Raw genomic sequence first — 19,882 nt, 5'->3', positions numbered from 1 at the left:
CCGGGCTACAGCCAGCCCTTCTCGCGGGCGATCCGCACCGCTTCCGCCCTGTTGCGGACCGCCAGCTTCTGGATGGCCGTGGACAGGTAGTTGCGGACGGTGCCCTGGGAGAGGTGGAGGGCGGCGGCCAGCTCGGCGTTGGTGGAGCCGTCGGCCGCGGCGCGCAGCACCTCACGCTCCCGGTCGGTCAGCGGGTTGGCTCCCTCGGCGAGCGCCGCGGCGGCGAGGGTCGGGTCGATGACCCGCTCTCCGTCCAGCACCTTCCGTACCGCCGCGGCGAGTTGGGCCGCAGGGGCGTCCTTGACCAGGAAGGCGTCCGCGCCGGACTCCATGGCGCTGCGCAGATAGCCGGGTCGGCCGAACGTCGTCAGGATGAGCAGCTTGACGTCCGGGAGGGCCGCGTGGACCTCGGCCGCGGCCTCGATGCCCGTCCTGCCCGGCATCTCGATGTCGAGGAGCGCGACGTCGACGTCGTGCTCGCGGGCGGCGGCCAGCACCTCGTCGCCGCGCGCCACCTGGGCGACCACCTCGATGTCCGGCTCCAGGCCCAGCAGGGCTGCCAGCGCCTCGCGGACCATCGACTGGTCCTCGGCGAGCAGGACCTTGATCGTGCGGCTCATGCCCCGGATCCTACGGGGTCGTCCGCGGCGTTCGCGCCTGCCTCCGCCCCCGTCAGCGGCACGCGTGCGACCAACCGGAACCCGTGCCGCACCCGGCCGGCCTCCAGTGTTCCGCCCGCCTTCTCCAGGCGTTCGGTCAGCCCGGTCAGACCATTGCCGTACGAGCCGCCGGAACCGCCGGAACCGTCGTCCTCCACGGACAGTTCGAGGACCGGTCCGTCCAGCGTCTGACGGCGCAGGAGCTCCACGGTGCAGCGTCGGGCCCCGCTGTGCCGGACGACGTTGGTGACCGCCTCGCGCAGCGCCCAGGCGAGTGCCGACTCGCTCTCCTCGGGCACGCCGGTGAGATCGGGTTCGACCGGCAGGTCGGCCCGCACGCCCGCCGCGGTCAGCGCGACCTGGGTGCCGGCGAGTTCACCGGCGAGCCGGGGCCGGCGATAGCCGGTGACCGCCTCGCGCACGTCGACGAGGGCCTGGCGGCTGACCTGTTCGATGTCGGCGACCTGCTGGGCCGCCTTCTCCGGGTGGTCGGGAAGCATCCGCCCGGCCAGTTCGCTCTTCAGCGTGATCAGCGACAGCGAGTGCCCGAGCAGGTCGTGCAGGTCTCTGGCGAGCCGCAACCGCTCCTCGTTGGCGGCGAGTTGGGCCACCGTGGCGCGGGCCTCACGCAGCGCGATGGTCGTCCGCAGGAGCTCGCGCACGCCGGTCATGGCGAACCCGCCGAGGAAGGCGGGGATGAGCAGTCCCGCCAGATAGGCCTTGCCGCCCGGGACGATCAGGGCGATGGTCGTCAGCACGGCCGCCACGGCCGGGATGGCCAGCCGCGCCCAGCGCAGCGGGAGGGCCGCGCCGGCCGCGATGGCCACGTACACGAACAGGACGAGCCATTCCCGTCCCAGCGTGAGGGAGAGGACGGCCGCCTGCGACGCGAGGACGCCCAGCGAGCCGAGCACCAGCCTGTTGTGCTCCCCGCGCCCCGTACGGAAGACGAGGGCGCCGTACCAGAGCACGAAGGCGATCAGGCCGATCCAGCCGAGCACCACCACACCGGTGCTGTGCCCGCCGTGCACGAGGTCGCTGACCGGCGCGCTCAGGTAGACGAGCCAGATGCCGGTCCACACGACCTTGACGATCTGCTGCTTGCGGTTCTGCGGGCGCTGCCCGATGCCGACGCTGCTCACGCCTTCAGCGTGTCCTTCCGGTACAGCCAGGCCGCGCCGCCCACGAACAGGGCGAAGGAGACGGCGAGGATGGCGAGGTCCTTCGCGTGCGGGGCGTCGCCGAGTTCGATGGCCTGCCCGAGGGCAGCGTACGCGTGCGTGGGCAGCCACTCGGCGATGTTCTGCAGCCAGTCGGGGAAGGTCGTGGTGGGCATCCACAGGCCACCGAGCATCGACAGGCCGAAGTAGGTGATCATCGTGATCGGGCGGACCGCGTCACCGCTGGCGAGGTAGCCGATGGCGACGCCGAGCGCGGCGAAGACGAGGCTCCCGGCCCAGATGGCGAGGGTGAGGGCGATCCACTGCCAGGCGTCCAGCCGTACGTCCTTCACGGCCGCGGCGACCACGAAGACGATCACGATCGAGGGCAGGCTGATCACGGCGGCGCTCGCCGTCTTCGCGAACACATAGCCGCGGCCCGGGAGCGTGGTGAGCCTCAACTGCCGTACCCAGCCGCTCTCGCGCTCCTTGGCGATGCGCTCGCTGTTGCCCATCAGGACGGCGGTCAGGGCGCCGAAGGACGCCATGGAGACCATGAAGAAGGTCGGCAGGTTCAGACCCGTCCCGTCGACCTCGGTCGTGCTGTCGGCGCTGCCCGCGATCAGCAGGAACAGGGCCGAGGGGTAGATCACCGAGAAGAACAGGAACTTGCGGTTGCGCAGGGCTCGGGTGATCTCCAGTTTGATCAGGCTGTTCACTTCGCCTTCGCCTCCTCGGCGGCCGTGATGGCGACGAAGGCCTGCTCGAGACCGAGCCCGGACACTTCGAGGTTGCGGGGGTAGACGCCGAGCCCGTACAGCGCGTGCACGGTCGCGTCGGCGTCGGAGGACTGGATGCGGACGGTCTGCCCGGACACGTCGACGGACGTCAGGAAGGGCAGCGCGCACAGCGGGCCCTCGTCGATCGGACCCTCCAGGTCGAAGGAGATCCGACGTGCGCCGGCCTTCGCCTTGATCTCGGCCGCGGTGCCGTCGGCCAGCAGCCGGCCCCGGTGCAGGACGAGCACCCGGTCGGCTATCGCGTCGGCCTCCTCCAGGTAGTGCGTGGCGAACAGGACCGTGCGCCCCTGGTCGGCCTGTTCGCGCATGGTCGCCCAGAAGGACTGGCGGGCGGAGACGTCCATGCCGGTGGTGGGCTCGTCGAGCACGATCAGGTCGCTGTCGCCCGCGGTGGCGAGGGCGAAGCGGACGCGCTGTGCCTGGCCGCCGGAGAGCTTGTTGACCTTGCGGTCGGCGATCGGGGAGATCCCGGCCCGGGCGAGGACGTCCTGGACGCGGAAGGGCTTCGGATGCAGGTCGCACGCGAGCTTCACCAGCTCGCCCACCGTGACCTCGTCCATCAGCCCGCCGCTCTGCAGCATGGCGCCCACCCGGCCGCCGACGATGGCCTCGCGCGGGCTGGTGCCGAAGACCCGGACCGCGCCGCTGTCGGCCTGCTTGAGGCCGAGGAGAAGGTCGAGGGTCGTGGACTTGCCCGCGCCGTTGGGGCCCAGCAGGGCGACGGTCTCGCCCGGATGCAGATCGAGGGTCAGCCCGTCCACGGCCCGCACGCTGCCGTAGGTCTTGGTCACCGATTCGAAGCCGACCACCGAGGTGGCGGTCGCCGCAGTCGTTGTCATGCCATCCATCGTGGCGACGGACGGGGTGCCCGGGGCAGTGCAGCTTGTCGTCTCTCGGAGATGACAGATGTCATGTGCGGCGGGTGGCACGCCACTTCGCGCCGAGGTCCCGGTCGTGCGGAAGGGGGGCCCGGTCGTGACCGGGCCCCCCTTCCAACCGCCTCGGGACTAATTCGGGTTGGTCTCGATGACCGCGACCCGGTTGGTCTTGCTCGTCAGCGCCTGTCGGAGGGCGACGTAGACGTCCTGCGGCGTGACGGGCGTCTTCTTGCCGTTGGCCCGGGTGATGAGCACCCCGTCGAACGTCTGACCGTACAGCGCCTTCAGGGCGTTCAGGTCCGGCTTGTCGGTCAGTTTGCCGTCGGGGGTCGCTTCCACCCGGAGGAACTTCCACAGCGAGTTCTGCGGGCTCAGCGGGATCGAGTGCGCGGCGTCCGTCTGCACGGTCACGTTGGCCGACATCGCCGGCTTGGCGAACTTCGCCATCATCCGGTCGACTTCGGCGTTCGCGACCTTCGGCTGACGCGTCGTGGTGGCGACCTTCACCGGAGTGGTCGTGCCGGTCTCCACCTGGGCGCGGTACGCGTCCTGCACGGCCTGGGTCGAGGAGGCCACGTCGATGCCCTTGCCCGCCTTGCCGTACACGGGGACGGCCTTGCCGGACACGAACTTGATCGTGCCGTCCTGCATCGACCCGGAGCCGCCCGCGGCGCCCTCCAGCGCGGCCTGGAGCTTCTCCTCGTCGACCGGCATCACGGGCTCGACCACGCGCTGCTGGCCGAACAACGACCCGATCACCGAGACGGGGTTGTAGTCGCTGCCCGCCGCGGCTCGGACCGTGGCCTGGCTGTCGAGCTGGAGCCCGGCCTGGTCCGGCTTGAGGGCGACGGTGTCGCCGTCGACCGACAGCTTGAGCGCCGTGTTCGTGCGGTCGCCGAGGGCGTCGTCGAGCTTCCTGACGGCGTCGTCGCGGGTGCCGCCGCCGATGTCGACGCCGAGCACGGTGGTGCCCTTGGGCACGTCCGAGTGGTTCATCAGGAGGCCGGCGCCGTACGCACCGCCGCCGAGGACCACCACGAGGACACCCAGGAGGGCCGGCTTGTTGCGGCCCTTCTTCTTGGCCGGCTTGGACGAGGCCGGGGGTTGCTGGACCGGCTCGGGCAGCTTCGGCGGGGTGTGCGGCAGCGGTCCGTCGGTGTGCGCGCCCGGCGCGAACGGAGCGTTCTGCGGGGACGGCACGACGGGGATGCCGCTGGTCAGGGTGTGACCGGAGACGTTGTCCCCGGGGGCGCCGTAACCGCCGGGGCCCGGCTCGGGGGCCGGCTTCTGCGGCGTGAGGATCGCGGTGTCGTCGCTCAGGCCGCCGCTGAGGCCGCCGGGCACGGCACCGGGTGCACCGGAGCCGCGGGGAGCGCCGGGACCGCCCGGACCCTGCCTCGCGGCCAGGCTGCCGGGCGCCACGCCGGGACCGGCGGGCGGCATCATCGGGCCGTCCCCGGTGACCGGACCGCCGGTCGGCCCCGCGGGTCCGCCCTGGCCGTTCTCCGCGAAGTACGGGAGGTCGTCGCGGCGCGGCTCGGAGTCGCCCGCGCCGACGGCGGGGAAGGAGCCGGTGCTGCCGAGCGCTCCGGAGACGTCGAAGGAACCGGTGCCGCCGCCGTGGCCGGGGGCCACGGGTCCGGCGCCGGTGGCGCCGGGCAGCCCGGCACCGTTCGTGCCGCCGGGACGGGGAGGGTTCGCCCCGCCGCCGGGCCGGGCTCCGCCCGGGAGACCCGGCCGCGCACCGTTCTGGCCGCCGGGGCGTCCGCCCTGCGCGGGCGCGGCGGCCGAACCGCCGGTGACGCCCGCTCCGTTGGTGGATCCGCCGCCCGGCCCGCCCTTGGGCGCACCGGACTTGCGGGGCGCGAACCAGTCGCTCGCCTTCTCCTCGGCCGCTGCGGGCGCGGCGCCGGATTGGTCGGCGGGCGCGGGGGCGGAGCCGGCGGCCGGCGCCGGCGAACCGGCGTTCCGTGGCGGCTCCGACGGGTTCCCGCCGCTGTCGGCGGCGCCGGCGGACGTGTCCGCGTCCGCGACGGGTGTGCGCACGACGACGGGCGGGATGGGCCGCGATCCGGGGATGTTGATCCGGATGCGCGTCGTCAGCGTTGTCTCGGTCTTGCGCTCCTCCGGCGGGTTGCCGGCGTCGGCACCGCTCTGGGAAGCCGTGGGGGTCCCGTACGGCGGCGTCCCCGACGGGTACGCGGCTCCACCGCGCCCGTTGGGCCCGGAGGACGAACTGTCAGTTTCACGACTCAAGGCAGGTTCTCCCGGTTGGCTCCACCGCCCGTTTACTCGACCTCATCTCGGGCAGCTCGGCGGCGCGCACCACCATACTGGCCGTGTCCGGCGCGCAAACCTCGCCCGCGCAGGAAACCCGCACGGGACCCGCACCTGTCCGATGCGGCGAAGTGGTACGTCACTTGCCAAGTCGGACGTCGGAGGCGTCCGGTTGCCGCCCCTGACCGAGGGTGGCGCACATCACAGCGACAGCCATGCCACCGAGCAGGAAGAGGTAGGAGACAAGTCCCGCGCCGAACAGGAAGTCGCCCTCGGGGCGGCTGGCGGTGAGCAGGATGACGGCCACCAGCCAGCCGGCCGCGGGAGCGACGGCCCCGGCACGTGTGCCGGTCGCCCGGCTGCCTCCGAGGAAGAGTCCGGCCGCACCCGCGAGCGCGAGCAGCAGTCCGAGGGGGAACCAGCCGGACTGCACCAGCGCCCCGGCGGCGCCCACGACGACGCCGAGCAGAAAGAGCCCCAGGTAAGCGGCGATCCGGCCGGCGGAGGGCCGTGTCAGCGGCTGCGCGAGCATGCTCCCGCGCTGTCCGGTCGTACTCATCGCGCGTCCGCTTCCTCTCGGTCGATCCCCGCGAACAGGTCGGTCTCCCGCGTCCCGGGCCGCTCCCCGCTCACCAACTCGTAGTACTCGGTGGTGAAGAGCGGCTGCGCCAGCTGGTTCGAGAGGACGAACCAGGGCTCGGACACCTCGATCTGGGTGGCGTGGGCCCGCATGGCGGCCGCTTTGGCGGCGGCGTACGCGGTTCCGTCGATCTCGGTGGTGATGGCCCTGTCGTCGACGACACCCGGAACGTCGGCGAGGTCCGCGGACCGGGTGAACGGCAGCTCCGGGAGCGCTTCCCGCAGCCGCGCGAACGCCTGCTCGCCCACGGAGCGCGGCACCCGGTTCCAGTAGACCTTGGCGATCTCCCAGGGGTCGCCGAGATCGCGGCGGAAGGCGCTGTCCGCGGCGATCTCGGCGGCGCGCACGGCCACGCGATGGGCCTTGATGTGGTCGGGGTGCCCGTATCCGCCGTCGGGGTCGTAGGTGACGAGCACCTGGGGGCGCACCTCGCGGATCACGGCGACGAGATCGCAGGCGGCCTCGTCGAGGTCGGCGGACCAGAAGGCGCCGGCGCGACGGTTCTGTTCGGCGCCCATCATCCCGGAGTCGCGATGGCGCCCCTGGCCGCCCAGGAACCGGTGATCGGTGACGCCCAGTTCCTTCATGGCGGCGGCCAGCTCGCCCGCCCGGTACGGTCCGAGCCCGCCCTCGCGGTCGGGCGCCAGGTGGGCGAGTCCGGGCGGGATGACCTCGCCCTCCTCCCCGAGGGTGCAGGTCACCAGCGTCACCTGGGCGCCCTCGGCCGCGTACTTGGCCATGGTCGCGCCGTTGTTGATCGACTCGTCGTCCGGGTGCGCGTGCACCAGGAGCAGACGCCGGTCGGGCAGTTCCGTCATGGAACCCACCCTACGAGGCGGCCGCCCTCGTCCCGAGCCGGGCGCGGTCGGCGGACGGGCTCAGAACTTGATGCTGCCGATCATCCCCGCGATGTTCGTGGTCAGCTCGTTGATCGTGGGAGCGACCGTCGAGGAGGCGAGGTAGAAACCGAGCAGGACACACACGATGGCGTGGGCGGCCTTCAGTCCTGACTTCTTCACCAGGATGAAGACGATGATCGCCAGCAGCACCACCGCCGAAATCGAGAGTGCCACGGCGGTTCACCTCCAAAGATCCCAGGGACATGGGGGGTCGGACATGGGGGTCGTAAATACATACGGAAGCCAGCAGGTTCATACCCACGCAGCGCTAGTGATCATAACTATCCGTACGCGCGCATCGATCGGCGCACGGCCGCACAAGGGGGCGCATGGCCAATATGGTCGGGGCATGACGAGCGAGCCTTTCTCCTTCCCGCGTCGGTACGCCCGGACGCAGCGGTTCACCTCCGGCGCACCACGGGCGTTCACGGTGTCTCCCGACGGTTCCCGTGTCGTGTTCCTGCGGTCCCTCTCCGGTACGGACCGGGCGCATCACCTGTGGGTCCTCGATGTGCCCCGGGACGGGGCGGGAGCCTCGCCCGGCGGTGGCGGGGAGCGGGTCGCGGCCGACCCGGCGGCACTGCTCGGCGGCGCGGGCGAGGAGTTGTCCGCGGAGGAGCGGGCGCGCCGCGAGCGCAGTCGTGAGGGCGGTGCCGGGATCGTCGGCTACGCCACCGACACCGCGGTCGAGCTGGCCTCTTTCGCCCTGTCGGGGAGGCTTTTCACGGCGGAACTGCGGGCCGGGACGGCGCGTGAACTCCCCGTGCCGGGCCCGGTGATCGACCCGCGTCCGTCGCCCGACGGCCGGTTCGTCGCGTACGTGGCCGGGGGCGCCCTCCGGGTCGTCGGCGCCGAGGGCGAGAACGACCGGGCCCTGGCGGAGCCGGAGCCGGCCGCGGGCGAGGGGTCGGTCTCGTACGGACTCGCCGAGTTCATCGCGGCCGAGGAAATGGGGCGTTCACGCGGGTTCTGGTGGTCGCCCGAGAGTGACCGGCTGCTCGTCGCACGGGTCGACGACACGCCCGTACAGCGCTGGTGGATCGCCGATCCCGCGCAGCCCGGGGCCGAGCCGCAGCGGGTCGCGTATCCGGTGGCGGGCAGCGCCAACGCGGACGTACGACTCTTCGTCACCACGCTCGACGGGGTGCGCACGGAGGTCTCCTGGGACCGGGCACGCTACCCGTATCTGGCGCATGTGCACTGGTCAGCAGGGGGTGCGCCGCTGATCCTGGTGCAGGCGCGGGACCAGCGCAGCCAGCTGTTCCTGGCCGTGGACCCGGACGCCGGGACGACCCGCATGGTGCACGCGGACGAAGATCCACAATGGCTGGATCTTTTCCCCGGCGTTCCGTGCTGGAGCCCCGCCGGACAGCTCGTTCGGATCGCCGACGAGGGTGGCGCCCGGGTGCTCGCCTTCGGTGAACGCCCGCTGACGGGGCCGCAGTTGCACGTGCGTGCGGTGCTCGACGTGTCGGACGACGACGTGCTGGTCTCGGCGTCCGCGGGCGAGGCGGCGCCCGCCCCGGAGACCGGCGAAGTGCATGTGTACCGCGTGAACGAGCTCGGGGTGGAGCGCGTCTCGCAGGAACCCGGCGTGCACTCGGCCGTGCGCGCCGGCGGCGTGACCGTGCTGGCTTCCTCGGTGCTCGACCAGCCGGGCGTCCAGGTCCATGTCCTGCGCGAGGGGAAGACGATCGCGACCGTACCGTCCCTTGCGGAAAGTCCCGGTCTGTCCCCGCGCGTGACTCTCACACAGGGGGGCGCACGGAAAATCCCATGCGCCGTGCTTATGCCTACTGACTACGACGGTGTCACTCCCCTCCCCGTCCTCATGGACCCCTACGGCGGTCCGCACGGCCCCCGGGTGCTCGCCGCGCACAACGCCCACCTCACCTCGCAGTGGTTCGCCGACCAGGGATTCGCCGTGATCGTCGCCGACGGGCGGGGCACCCCCGGCCGTTCCCCCGCCTGGGAGAAGGCGGTCCGCGACGACTTCACGCTCTCTCTCGACGACCAGATCGACGCCCTCCAGGGCCTCGCGGAGACCTTCCCGCTCGACCTGTCCCGGGTGGCGATCCGCGGCTGGTCGTACGGGGGGTGGCTCGCGGGGCTCGCCGTGCTGCGCCGGCCCGACGTCTTCCACGCGGGCATCGCCGGCGCCCCCGTCACGGACTGGCGGCTCTACGACACCCACTACACCGAGCGGTACCTCGGTGACCCCGCGGCGGACCCTCACACGTACGCGCACAGCTCGCTGATCACCGATGAGGGGCTCTCCGAGCCCGCCGCCCGGCACGCCCCGATGATGATCGTCCACGGCCTCGCCGACGACAACGTGGTGGTGGCGCACGCCCTGCGGCTGTCCTCCGCGCTGCTGGCCGCCGGACGCCCGCACGAGGTGCTGCCCCTGTCGGGGGTCACGCACATGACCCCGCAGGAGCAGGTCGCCGAGAACCTGCTCCTGCTCCAGGTGGACTTCCTCAAGCGCGCCCTCGGACTCGCCTGACGCCCGGGCCCGCGGTTGCAGGTGCGCAGGGTCGCGGCGCGCCGGAGGGGTACGCGGAAGCGGTCCCGCACGCCGGAGAGGTCCGGCGTGCGGGGCGGGACGGCGAGCGCCGTCAGTTGCAGGAGCCGACGCCGGAGTAGGTGTCGATGACGACCCTGCCGCCCATCTTCATGTACGAGTACACCTTCCCGCAGTAGCCCTTCTTCTGGCGCACGGGTCCGGCGTAGGTGCTGAACGTGCCGAAGTCCTCGTCGTCCGGCGTGGCGGTGTAGTTGTCCTTCAGCCGGATGCCCATCGACTGGGCCGAGCCGGTCTCGTTGAACAGCACACCGCAGGTCGGCACGTCGTAGATGCGGTCCCCGGTGGTGGTGCCGTCGGTGTACACGTAGACGGTCGCGTAGCGGGCGGAGTCGCTCGGCAGCCGCTCCGCGGTGATGACCTTCGTGTAATTGGCCCCGCAGACCGTCCCGGCCCGGGCGGCGACGGACGGGTTCGCGGCCACGACGGAGCGGGTCTCCTTCGACGCCCGGGGCGCGAAGGTGAGGCCGCCGGCGTCGACGGCCGAGGCGCGGTGCGGCGGTGTGTCGGTGGCGGCCAGAGCCTGGCCCGGCACGGTCGTGCCGAGCAGCGCCAGAGCGGCGACGGTCATGGCAGAGCGGAACGCGGTCCTCGCGCGCATGTGAACATCCCCCAGATGTCGGCGTCAACAGGGGTGCCCGGCCTGGTCAGTTGCCGGTTCCCCACGAGACACACGGGAACCTATCAGCGCACCCATCACTTCAACAGATCTTTACCGGCCGCGGGCCACGAGGCGCCGGCACGGCAACGAGCCGGGGTGCATGGCGCACCCCGGCTCGTTCACGGCACCCGCACGGCCGTACGGTGTCCACCTTGACCCGTCCGTATATCGGTACCGCTTCCGCCAAGTTGCCTGCGTGTTAACGAAGTTCATCCTGATGTGCACACTTATGGTGCCGACTCCGGTTCCTCCGTCGGAGGTTCATCACCCGGCTCCTCCGGCGGAACGACCTGCTTCTCCTCCGCGAAGTGACATGCCGAGTCGTGCGCGGCCGGCCCCTCGGTGAACCGGAATTCCGCGGGCACCGCGAGCAGCGGCACTTCCAGCGCGCACCGCTCCTGTGCCTTCCAGCAGCGGGTGCGGAAGCGGCACCCGGACGGCACGTTCGCCGGGGACGGCACGTCGCCGGTCAGGATGATCCGCTCCCGGTGCTCCCGGGCCTCCGGGTCGGGCACCGGCACGGCGGACAGCAGGGCCTGGGTGTAGGGGTGCGTCGGATGGTCGTAGATCTCGGCGTCCCTGCCGGTCTCCACGATCCGCCCGAGGTACATCACCCCGACCCGGTCGGAGATGTGCCGCACGATCGACAGGTCGTGCGCGATGAAGACGTACGACAGGTCGAACTCGTCCTGCAGTCGCTCCAGCAGGTTGACCACCTGGGCCTGCACGGAGACGTCGAGCGCGGACACCGGCTCGTCGGCGACGATGATCTCGGGCCGCAGCGCCAGCCCGCGCGCGATGCCGATGCGCTGGCGCTGGCCCCCGGAGAACTGGTGCGGATAGCGGTTGACGTACTCCGGGTTGAGCCCGACCACGTCGAGCAGATCCTGGACCCTCCTGCGGCGGTCGCCCTTCGGCGCGACCTCGGGATGGATCTCGTACGGCTCCCCGATGATGTCGCCGACGGTCATGCGCGGGTTGAGCGAGGTGTACGGGTCCTGGAAGACCATCTGGATGTTGCGGCGCACGGCCTTGAGCGCCCTGCCGGACAGCCGGGTGATGTCCTCGCCCTTGTACTTGATGGTCCCGGCCGTGGGCCGCTCCAGGTTGACCAGCATCCTGGCCACCGTGGACTTGCCGCAGCCGGACTCGCCGACGATGCCGAGGGTCTCCCCGCGGCCGAGGCGGAAGTCGACCCCGTCGACGGCCTTGACCTCGCCGATCTGCTTCTTGAACAGGATCCCCCGGGTGAGCGGGTAGTGCTTGACCAGCCCGTCGACCTCCAGGATCGTCTCAGCCGTCGTGTCGGCCATCGAGGCACTCCCTCCAGAAGAAGCAGGCGCTCCTGCGGGCCCCGCCGCTGCCCTCCACCTCCGCCTGCGGCGGCACGTCGGTCCGGCAGACGTCGCGGGCCATCGGGCAGCGCGGGTGGAAGGCGCAACCCGGCGGAATGCGCATGAGGTTGGGCGGCAGTCCCTTGATGGCGTAGAGCTCGTGGCCCTTCTGGTCGAGCCGCGGGATCGAGTCCAGGAGGCCCTTCGTGTAGGGGTGGGCCGGTGCCTTGTAGATGTCGTGCACGGGTGCCGACTCCACGATCCGTCCCGCGTACATCACGGCGATCCGGTCGGCGACGTCGGCGACCACGCCGAGGTCGTGGGTGATGAGGATGAGCCCCATGTCGAGTTCGCGCCGCAACTCGGCGAGCAGATCCATGACCTGGGCCTGGACGGTGACGTCGAGCGCGGTGGTCGGCTCGTCGGCGATGATCAGGGCGGGCTCCAGGGCCAGCGCCATGGCGATCATGATGCGCTGGCGCATGCCGCCGGAGAACTGGTGCGGATAGTCGCGCACCCGGTCGGCGGCGGCCGGGATACGGACCCGGTCCATCAGCTCGACCGCCTTGGCGCGGGCGTCCTTGCGGGACATGCCGCGGTGCACCACGAACATCTCGCCGAGCTGTTCGCCGACGCTGAGCACCGGGTTCAGGGCGGACAGCGCGTCCTGGAAGATCATCGCCATCCCGGCGCCACGGACCTTGCGCCGCTCGTCCTCCTTGAGCGTGAGCAGGTCCCTGCCCTGGAAGAGGATCTCGCCGCCCGTGATGCGCGCGGGCGGTGTGTCGAGAATGCCCATCACGGCCTGCGCGGTCACCGACTTGCCGGAGCCCGACTCGCCGAGCACGGCGAGGGTCTCCCCCTCGTCCACGCCGTAGGAGACCCCGTTGACGGCTTTGGCGACACCGTCCCTGGTCCTGAACTCCACGTGCAGATCACGCACTTCGAGCAGCACGGCCGTCACCTCAGCTTCGGGTCGAGGGCGTCGCGCACCGCGTCGCCGAGCATGATGAACGCGAGCACGGTGATCGCGAGCGCGCCGGCGGGCCACAGCAGCATGTGCGGGGCCTGGCGGATGTACGCCGACGCGGAGGAGATGTCGATGCCCCAGGAGACGGTCGGGGGTTTCAGACCGACGCCGAGGTAGGAGAGCGTCGCCTCCAGGGCGATGTACGTGCCGAGCGCGATGGTGGCGACGACGATCACCGGCGCGACGGCGTTCGGGGTGATGTGCCGCAGCAGCAGCCGGGAGTCGGAGGCGCCGAGGGCGCGGGCGGCCTGCACGTAGTCGTTCTGCCGGGTCGTGATGACGGAGCCGCGGGCGATGCGGGAGATCTGCGGCCAGCCGAGCAGCACCATAAACCCGATGACCGGCCAGACCGTATTGCTGGTCACCACGGAGAGCAGGACCAGACCGCCGAGCACGACGGGGATGGCGAAGAAGATGTCGGTGATGCGGGACAGGATCGAGTCCCACACCCCGCCGTAGAACCCGGCCAGTCCGCCCAGCAGTGAGCCGAGGAGGGCGACACCGAGGGTGGCGAGGACACCGACGCTGATCGAGATGCGGGTCCCGTAGACGGTGCGTGTGTAGACGTCGCAGCCCTGGCCGTCGAAGCCGAAGGGATGTCCCGGCTGGGAACCCTCCTGGGCCTTGGCGAGGTCGCACTGGAGCGGGTTGCCGGAGGTGATCAGCGAGGGCCAGACGGAGATGACGACCAGGAAGAGGATGACCAGCGCGGAGACGATGAAGACGGGGTTGCGCCGCAGGTCCCGCCACGCGTCGGACCACAGCGAGCGCGGCTTCTCCTGCGGTCCGGTGCCCTCCGGGCCGCCCGGCGTCTTCTCCAGGGTGAGGGCCTCGCCGGCGCCGAGGTCCATGGTGCCGCCCATTCCCGTGGGGGCGATGGCGCCTTCCGGCCGCTGCGGTTCAGGCATAGCGGATCCTCGGGTCGAGTACGGCGTACAGGAGGTCGACGAGCAGGTTGGCGACCAGGAAGACGAGGACGAGGATGGTCACGAAGCCGACCACGGTCTGGGTGTTCTGGCGGACGATGCCCTGGTAGAGCTGGAAGCCGACGCCGTGGATGTTGAAGATCCGCTCGGTGACGATGGCCCCGCCCATCAGCGCGCCGATGTCGGTGCCGATGAACGTGATCACGGGGATGAGCGAGTTGCGCAGCAGGTGCCGGGTGATCACCCTGCGCCGGGGCAGCCCCTTGGCGACGGCGGTGCGGACGTAGTCGGACCGTCTGTTCTCCGCGATGGAGGTGCGGGTCAGCCGGGTCACGTAGGCGAGTGACACGGACGCGAGGACCAGACCGGGGACGATCAGCTCGCCGAACGTGGCGTCCGGGGAGACGGACGGTCTGATCCAGCCCCACTCGACTCCGAGGAGCAGCTGGAGCAGCAGACCGGTCACGAAGGTCGGCACCGAGATGACGACGAGGGTGAGCAGCAGGACGCCGGTGTCGACGGGCCTGCCGCGGCGCAGGCCGGTGACGACGCCGAGCGAGATGCCGATGACGATCTCGAAGAGGATGGCGACGATGGTCAGCCGGATGGTGACCGGGAAGGAGCTGGCCATCAGCTCGGTGACCGGCTGTCCGTTGAACGCCGTCCCGAAGTCACCGGTGAAGACTTTGCCCATGTATGTCAGGTATTGCTGCCATACGGGCTTGTCGAGGTTGTACTCCTGGCGCAGCTGAGCGGCCGTGGCGGGGTCGCACTGCTTGTCGCCGCACAGGCCGGCGATGGGGTCGCCCATCACGTTGACCATCAGGAAGATCAGCAGGGTGGCGCCGATGAAGACCGGGATCATCTGGAGCAGGCGCCGGATCACATACCGTCCCATGGAGAGGCTCCGGGGGTCGTGGGACAGCCGGCCGCCCGCGGACGGTCCGGCTGTCCCGGCGGCTCAGCTGACCTTGATCTCGTTGTAGACGGGGACGCTGAATTGGTTGAGCGCCACGTCGGAGAGCCGTTCCGAGTAGCCGGCGCTGCCGTTCTGGTACCAGAGCGGGATGGCGGCCATGTTGTCCCGCACGACCCCCTCGGCCTGCTGGAAGAGCTGGACGGCCTTGGCACGGTCCGTCTCGGCGTTCGCCTGGTCGACGAGCTTGTCGAAGTCCTTGTTCGACCACTTGCCGTCGTTGGAGGAGGCGTTCGTGTAGTACAGCGGCTGGAGGAAGTTCTGGATGAGCGGGTAGTCCATCTGCCAGCCGGCCCGGAAGGGACCGGGCATCTGGTGCTGGTCGATCTGCTTGCGGAAGTCCGCGAAGGTGCCGACCGGATTGCCGACACAGGCCTTGTCGTTGCCCAGCGCATTGTTGATGGAGTTGCAGACGGCGTCGATCCACTCCTTGTGGGAGCCGGTGTCCGCGTTGTACGTGAGCTTGACCTGACCGCCGGGCAGACCGCCGCCCTCCTGCACCAGCTGCTTGGCCTTGGCGGGGTCGTACTCGCAGGAGGCACCGCACAGCCCGTCCTGGAAGCCGCCGTCCTTGCCGAGGACCGGCGAGGTCCAGTCGGTGGCCGGGGTGCGGGTCTTCTGGAAGATCGTGTCGGTGATCTGCTTGCGGTTGATCGCCATCGACAGGCCCTGGCGGACCTTCTGCGCTCCGCTGGAGTCCCACTTCTTGTCGTAGAACGGGAAGGCGATCGTCTGGATGATGCCGGCCGGCGTGTTGATGTACCGGCCGCCGAGGTCGCTCTTCGCGTTCTTGAGCTGGGCGGCGGGCACGTCGTCGACGAGGTCGAGGTTGCCGGCCAGCAGGTCGGTGTAGGCGGTGTTGTTGTCGGTGTAGACCTTGAGATCCACTCCGCCGTTCTGCGCCTTGTCCTGCCCGGGGTAGGCGTCCCACTTGCGCAGGGACAGCTGCGAGCCCTTGGTGTAGGAGTCCACCGTGTACGGCCCGTTGCCGACCGGTTTCCGGAGCCAGGCCGCGTGGTCGCTGAAGAACGCGCCGGGCAGCGGCGAGAAGGCCGCGTAGCCGAGGGTGTCGGGGAAGGTCGAGAACTTCTGGTTGAGCTTGACGGTGAACGTGTCGGTGCCGGTCACCTTGAGCCCGGACAGCGTGTCGGCGCTCTGGGCGCCCGAGGAGGGGTGGACCTTGTCGTAGCCCTCGATGTAGCCGAAGAAGTACGCGTTCTTCTGCTTGTTCTTCAGGCTCGCCCCGTAGTTCCAGGCGTCGACGAAGGACTTCGCCGTGACGGCCTCGCCGTTGCTGAACTTCCAGCCGTCCTTCACGGTGATCGTGAAGTTCTGCGAGTCCGGGGTCTCGATCTTCTCGGCGAGCATGTCCTGGGCCGCTCCGGTCTTGGCGTCATAGCGCTTCAGCCCGCGGAAGATCATGTCGAGGACCTTGCCGCCCTGCACCTCGTTGGTGTTGGCCGGCTCCAGCGGGTTCTGCGGGTCGCCCCAGGAGGAACTGAGGACCCCGGCGTCGCCACCGCCACTGTCTCCGCCGCCGCCCCCGCAGCCGGCCGTCGCGAGGGCGACGGCCGTCGCACAAGCGGCCCATCTGGCGTGCGTGGCTCCACGCATGGAGTGCCTCCTCAAGAGTGCGCTGTGGCACCGGCTCCGGGTGTTCGCGTCCGGCCCCGGTGCGCCCTGCCTGTAGCGCCCAATATCGGCATACACAGGACGTATCGCATATTCACCCCACCCGTCCGGACCTCACCGTCACCCGGATGCTTTCGGAAGCGGTCGCTCCGGATGATCTATGCAATGGATCTTCGCCGTTCGATGCAGAACCGTTGATTTACGTGCACCAGATGTACGCATTCCGAGACTCCGGCGTCCGGTTATCGAACCTCTTGCCCGTTTCGCGCAGTTGGCCCGATTCCGGACACAGAACGGCCACGGTGCGCTACACGCGTAGTTACGCTGAGGTCAAGCCAAGGCAAAGAAGGTAAAGAGAAGCCCAAGGCGACCGAGAATTTATTGACCTTGAATGAATTGCGTTGAAAAAGTCCGGCGTAGCCCGTAGGGAGCGCCCTGCGGAGCCGTTGACCCCATCGGGCCTGGAGCACCATGACCCTCCCTACTCCTTCCGCGGCCGCATCGCTTGAGGTGACCGACGAGATCGGCCAGATCCCGGATTCGTCCGCCAACCCCAAGGGCTCGGAGAGTCGCTCCCCGGGACGACTCGCCTGGAAGCGGTTCAAGCGTGACCGCACGGGCGTCATATCCGCGTACATCGTGATCTTCTTCTTTGCGATCGCGATCCTCGCGCCGCTGATCTCGAAGCTGTACGGCAAGGACCCGTACACCACGTACGCCAGCCAGCGCCCGGAACTCCTCGACGCCTTCTCGTACCCCGCGGGTCCCAACGGCGGTATCAGCTCGGAGTTCTGGTTCGGCATCGAGCCGCAGCTGGGCCGTGACGTCTTCACCTTCCTGCTGTACGGCATCCGCACCTCCCTGGGCATCGCCGTGGCCGCCACGCTGCTGACCACCGTCATCGGTGTGATCGTCGGCGTCACGGCCGGCTACCTGGGCGGCAAGACCGACTACCTCGTCGGCCGCATCATCGACATCCTGCTGTCGTTCCCGTCGACGCTGTTCTTCATCGCCTTCATGCCGGTGGTGTACGGCCTCTTCGTCGCCCCCGACGAGAACATCCCCACCTCGCTGCGGGCCATCTCCCTGATCCTGGTCCTCTCCGCCTTCGGCTGGGCGTCCATCGCCCGCCTGCTGCGCGGCCAGGTCCTCGGTCTGCGCGAGCGCGAGTACATCGAGGCGGCCAAGGTCACCGGTGCGTCGCCCCGGCGCATCGTGTTCAAGGAACTGCTGCCCAACCTGTGGACGCCGATCATCATCCAGTCCACGCTGATGCTCCCGGCGTTCGTGACCGCGGAGGCCGGTCTGGCCTTCCTCGGCGTCGGCATCATCGACCCCACGCCGGACTGGGGCGTCATGATCCAGCGCGGCGCCCAGTTCTACACCGAGGACCTCACCTTCATGCTCTTCCCGGGCCTGTCGATGGTGATCTTCGTCCTCGCCTTCAACCTGCTCGGCGATTCGGTGCGCGACGCGCTCGACCCGAAGTCCAAGCGGTAGCCACCAGATCCACCCGGCCGGTTCAGTGTCGTGCGGCCGGTAACACCCGTCCCGATCGTCCCTATAAGGCAGGCTCATCCATGTCTTTCTCCCGTAGAAACTTCCTGATCGCCACCGGCGTGGTCGCGGCCTCGTCGTCCGTCCTGACCGCCTGTGGCGGCAGCGGAAGCGACAGCAAGTCGAAGAGCAAGGTCCCCTCGGTCAGCGGCTCCAAGACCCAGGAGATCCCGGTCGGCACCAAGGCCGACTCCGTCGGCCCCGCGCCGGAGGTCAAGGGAGCGGTCAAGGGCGGCACGATCTACTCGCTCGACCAGTTCGACATGGACCACATGGACCCGGCGCAGATCTACGTCTCGACCGAGGGCGCCATCACCGTCCCGATCCTGCGTGGTCTCACCGGCTACAAGATCGACGAGAAGGGCGGCGCGACGCTGGTCGGCGACGCGGCCACCGACGCCGGCACCATGAAGGACGGCGGCAAGACCTGGACCTTCACCCTGAAGGACGGCGTCAAGTGGGAGGACGGCTCGGACGTCTCCTCCGACGACCTCCGCCACACCTTCGAGCGCCTCTTCGCCTCCTTCATCACCGAGGGTCCCCGCTACGTCCAGCAGTGGCTGGAGGGTGGCGACAAGTACAAGGGCCCCTACAGCGGCAAGAAGCTCGACTCCATCGAGGTCGACGGCAAGACCATCACGTTCCACCTCAACGAAGCCCGCACGGACTTCAACTTCACGCTCGCCATGCGCGGCTACTCCCTGGTGAACAAGAAGCACGACACCAAGGAGAAGTACGACAAGAAGCCCTTCTCCTGCGGCCCGTACAAGATCGGCGCCCGCAGCATCGGCAAGTCGCTCACCTACGTGCGCAACGAGCACTGGGACCCGAAGACCGACGCGATCCGCAACAACTACCCGGACAAGTACGTCTTCCAGTTCGGCTTCGAGCTGCTGGCCTCGACCGACCGCTACATCGCGGACAAGGGCAACGACCAGTACGCGATGTCGATCTTCAACGAGGTCGCCCCGGAGCGCATCGCCCAGGTCCTCACCAACGCGAAGCTCAAGCAGCGCGTCCTCACCGAGGTCGACACGGTCACGTACTACTGGCCGATCAACATGACCCGCATCAAGGACGTCAAGGTCCGTCAGGCCATCAACTGGGCCTGGCCGCACCAGCAGCTGCAGACGATCCGCGGCGGCGCCTCCACCAGCGAGCTCGCCACCACGATCCTCTCTCCGGTGACCCCGGGTTACCAGAAGTTCGACCTCTACGGCGTCACCAAGAAGCCCGGTGGCGACGCGGCCAAGGCCAAGGCCCTGCTGAAGGAGGCCGGCAAGGTCGGCCAGAAGCTGGTCATCGCCTACCAGTCCTCGGACAACTCGGTGAAGTCGGCCGTCGCGATCAAGAACGCCCTGGAGGCCGCCGGCTTCCAGGTCGTCAACAAGCAGGTCGACAAGTCGACCTTCTACACGCAGATCGGCAAGATCGACAACGACTTCGACCTGTTCGCGGCCGGCTGGAGCCCGGACTGGCCGAACGGCTACTCGGTCTTCTTCCCCTGCTGGAGCGGCAAGAACATCGGCGACGGCCGCAGCAACTACGCCCAGCTGAACGACCCGAGCGTCAACAAGGCCATCGACGCGGCCGCCAAGATCACCGACGTCGAGGCCGCGAACAAGGCCTGGGGCGAAGTCGACCGCCAGATCATGGAGCTCGCCGCGGTGGTCCCGGACTACCACTCCATCCGTAACTGGATGCACGGTTCCAAGGTCGGCAACGTCACGTACGACAGCGGCAACACCTGCGTCGCGCTCTGCAAGCTGTACGCGATGAAGTAAGCCGTACGACCCGGGTCCTGTCGCCGGACTCCGCCCGATCCGCCCGTGAGGCGGAGAGAGCGGGTCCGGCGACAGGGCCCAAGGG

17 protein-coding genes are annotated in these 19,882 nt (G+C 69.7%); 3 read left to right on the top strand and 14 right to left on the bottom strand.

What is annotated here, in order from left to right; all coding sequences use genetic code 11:
* Positions 1–5: 5 nt before the first annotated feature.
* The 8 genes from ACZ4IF_RS41860 to ACZ4IF_RS41825 form a co-directional block, all read right to left on the bottom strand.
* Positions 6–620 carry a response regulator transcription factor gene (locus ACZ4IF_RS41860; RefSeq protein WP_028801960.1) on the bottom strand — a complete coding sequence of 205 codons (615 nt, stop codon included), beginning with the start codon at positions 618–620 and terminating at the stop codon, positions 6–8.
* Positions 617–1,801 carry a sensor histidine kinase gene (locus ACZ4IF_RS41855; RefSeq protein WP_467573638.1) on the bottom strand — a complete coding sequence of 395 codons (1,185 nt, stop codon included), beginning with the start codon at positions 1,799–1,801 and terminating at the stop codon, positions 617–619. The genes ACZ4IF_RS41860 and ACZ4IF_RS41855 overlap by 4 nt, the downstream gene beginning before the upstream one ends.
* Entirely contained in the window at positions 1,798–2,538 is a 741-nt protein-coding gene (locus ACZ4IF_RS41850; RefSeq protein ID WP_467573636.1) for an ABC transporter permease, read from the bottom strand. The genes ACZ4IF_RS41855 and ACZ4IF_RS41850 overlap by 4 nt, the downstream gene beginning before the upstream one ends.
* The gene (locus ACZ4IF_RS41845) at positions 2,535–3,458 is read right to left on the bottom strand and encodes an ABC transporter ATP-binding protein (RefSeq protein WP_467573634.1); all 924 of its coding nucleotides are present in this window, start codon (positions 3,456–3,458) and stop codon (positions 2,535–2,537) included. The genes ACZ4IF_RS41850 and ACZ4IF_RS41845 overlap by 4 nt, the downstream gene beginning before the upstream one ends.
* A gap of 168 nt (positions 3,459–3,626) precedes the next feature.
* On the bottom strand, positions 3,627–5,753 hold the full coding sequence (locus ACZ4IF_RS41840) for a hypothetical protein (protein ID WP_467573630.1): 2,127 nt from the start codon (positions 5,751–5,753) through the stop codon (positions 3,627–3,629).
* A gap of 160 nt (positions 5,754–5,913) precedes the next feature.
* Positions 5,914–6,333: a DUF6113 family protein gene (locus tag ACZ4IF_RS41835; RefSeq protein WP_467573627.1), complete on the bottom strand. Its 420-nt coding sequence runs from the start codon at positions 6,331–6,333 to the stop codon at positions 5,914–5,916.
* The gene (gene mshB, locus ACZ4IF_RS41830) at positions 6,330–7,232 is read right to left on the bottom strand and encodes an N-acetyl-1-D-myo-inositol-2-amino-2-deoxy-alpha-D-glucopyranoside deacetylase (RefSeq protein ID WP_467573625.1); all 903 of its coding nucleotides are present in this window, start codon (positions 7,230–7,232) and stop codon (positions 6,330–6,332) included. Before mshB ends, ACZ4IF_RS41835 begins: the two co-directional genes overlap by 4 nt.
* 60 nt (positions 7,233–7,292) lie before the next feature.
* The gene (locus ACZ4IF_RS41825; RefSeq protein WP_028801953.1) at positions 7,293–7,487 is read right to left on the bottom strand and encodes a hypothetical protein; all 195 of its coding nucleotides are present in this window, start codon (positions 7,485–7,487) and stop codon (positions 7,293–7,295) included.
* Positions 7,488–7,662: 175 nt separating this feature from the next.
* Between ACZ4IF_RS41825 and ACZ4IF_RS41820 the strand changes: the two genes are divergently transcribed.
* Positions 7,663–9,819 (top strand): S9 family peptidase, encoded by a 2,157-nt coding sequence (locus ACZ4IF_RS41820; RefSeq protein WP_467573622.1) that lies wholly within the window; start codon positions 7,663–7,665, stop codon positions 9,817–9,819.
* Positions 9,820–9,931: 112 nt separating this feature from the next.
* On the opposite strand, the gene ACZ4IF_RS41815 is transcribed toward ACZ4IF_RS41820, so the two are convergent.
* The 6 genes from ACZ4IF_RS41815 to ACZ4IF_RS41790 form a co-directional block, all read right to left on the bottom strand.
* Positions 9,932–10,498: a hypothetical protein gene (locus ACZ4IF_RS41815; RefSeq protein WP_467573619.1), complete on the bottom strand. Its 567-nt coding sequence runs from the start codon at positions 10,496–10,498 to the stop codon at positions 9,932–9,934.
* A gap of 287 nt (positions 10,499–10,785) precedes the next feature.
* Positions 10,786–11,871: an ABC transporter ATP-binding protein gene (locus ACZ4IF_RS41810; RefSeq protein ID WP_359489455.1), complete on the bottom strand. Its 1,086-nt coding sequence runs from the start codon at positions 11,869–11,871 to the stop codon at positions 10,786–10,788.
* The gene (locus tag ACZ4IF_RS41805) at positions 11,852–12,847 is read right to left on the bottom strand and encodes an ABC transporter ATP-binding protein (RefSeq protein WP_359489453.1); all 996 of its coding nucleotides are present in this window, start codon (positions 12,845–12,847) and stop codon (positions 11,852–11,854) included. Before ACZ4IF_RS41805 ends, ACZ4IF_RS41810 begins: the two co-directional genes overlap by 20 nt.
* A gap of 5 nt (positions 12,848–12,852) precedes the next feature.
* Positions 12,853–13,830, bottom strand: a complete 978-nt coding sequence (locus ACZ4IF_RS41800; RefSeq protein WP_359489451.1) for an ABC transporter permease — start codon at positions 13,828–13,830, stop codon at positions 12,853–12,855.
* Positions 13,823–14,746, bottom strand: coding sequence for an ABC transporter permease (locus tag ACZ4IF_RS41795; RefSeq protein ID WP_028801948.1), 924 nt, complete (start codon positions 14,744–14,746; stop codon positions 13,823–13,825). The genes ACZ4IF_RS41800 and ACZ4IF_RS41795 overlap by 8 nt, the downstream gene beginning before the upstream one ends.
* A gap of 63 nt (positions 14,747–14,809) precedes the next feature.
* Positions 14,810–16,438: a peptide ABC transporter substrate-binding protein gene (locus ACZ4IF_RS41790; RefSeq protein ID WP_467573611.1), complete on the bottom strand. Its 1,629-nt coding sequence runs from the start codon at positions 16,436–16,438 to the stop codon at positions 14,810–14,812.
* Positions 16,439–16,927: 489 nt separating this feature from the next.
* Between ACZ4IF_RS41790 and ACZ4IF_RS41785 the strand changes: the two genes are divergently transcribed.
* Positions 16,928–17,956: an ABC transporter permease gene (locus ACZ4IF_RS41785; protein WP_467573608.1), complete on the top strand. Its 1,029-nt coding sequence runs from the start codon at positions 16,928–16,930 to the stop codon at positions 17,954–17,956.
* An 80-nt stretch (positions 17,957–18,036) separates the two neighbouring features.
* Positions 18,037–19,797 (top strand): ABC transporter substrate-binding protein, encoded by a 1,761-nt coding sequence (locus tag ACZ4IF_RS41780; protein WP_467573606.1) that lies wholly within the window; start codon positions 18,037–18,039, stop codon positions 19,795–19,797.
* Positions 19,798–19,882 lie beyond the last annotated feature (85 nt).

Source organism: Streptomyces sp. NPDC025784, assembly GCF_055558435.1.
This window is presented reverse-complemented; position numbering and strand designations above follow the sequence as displayed.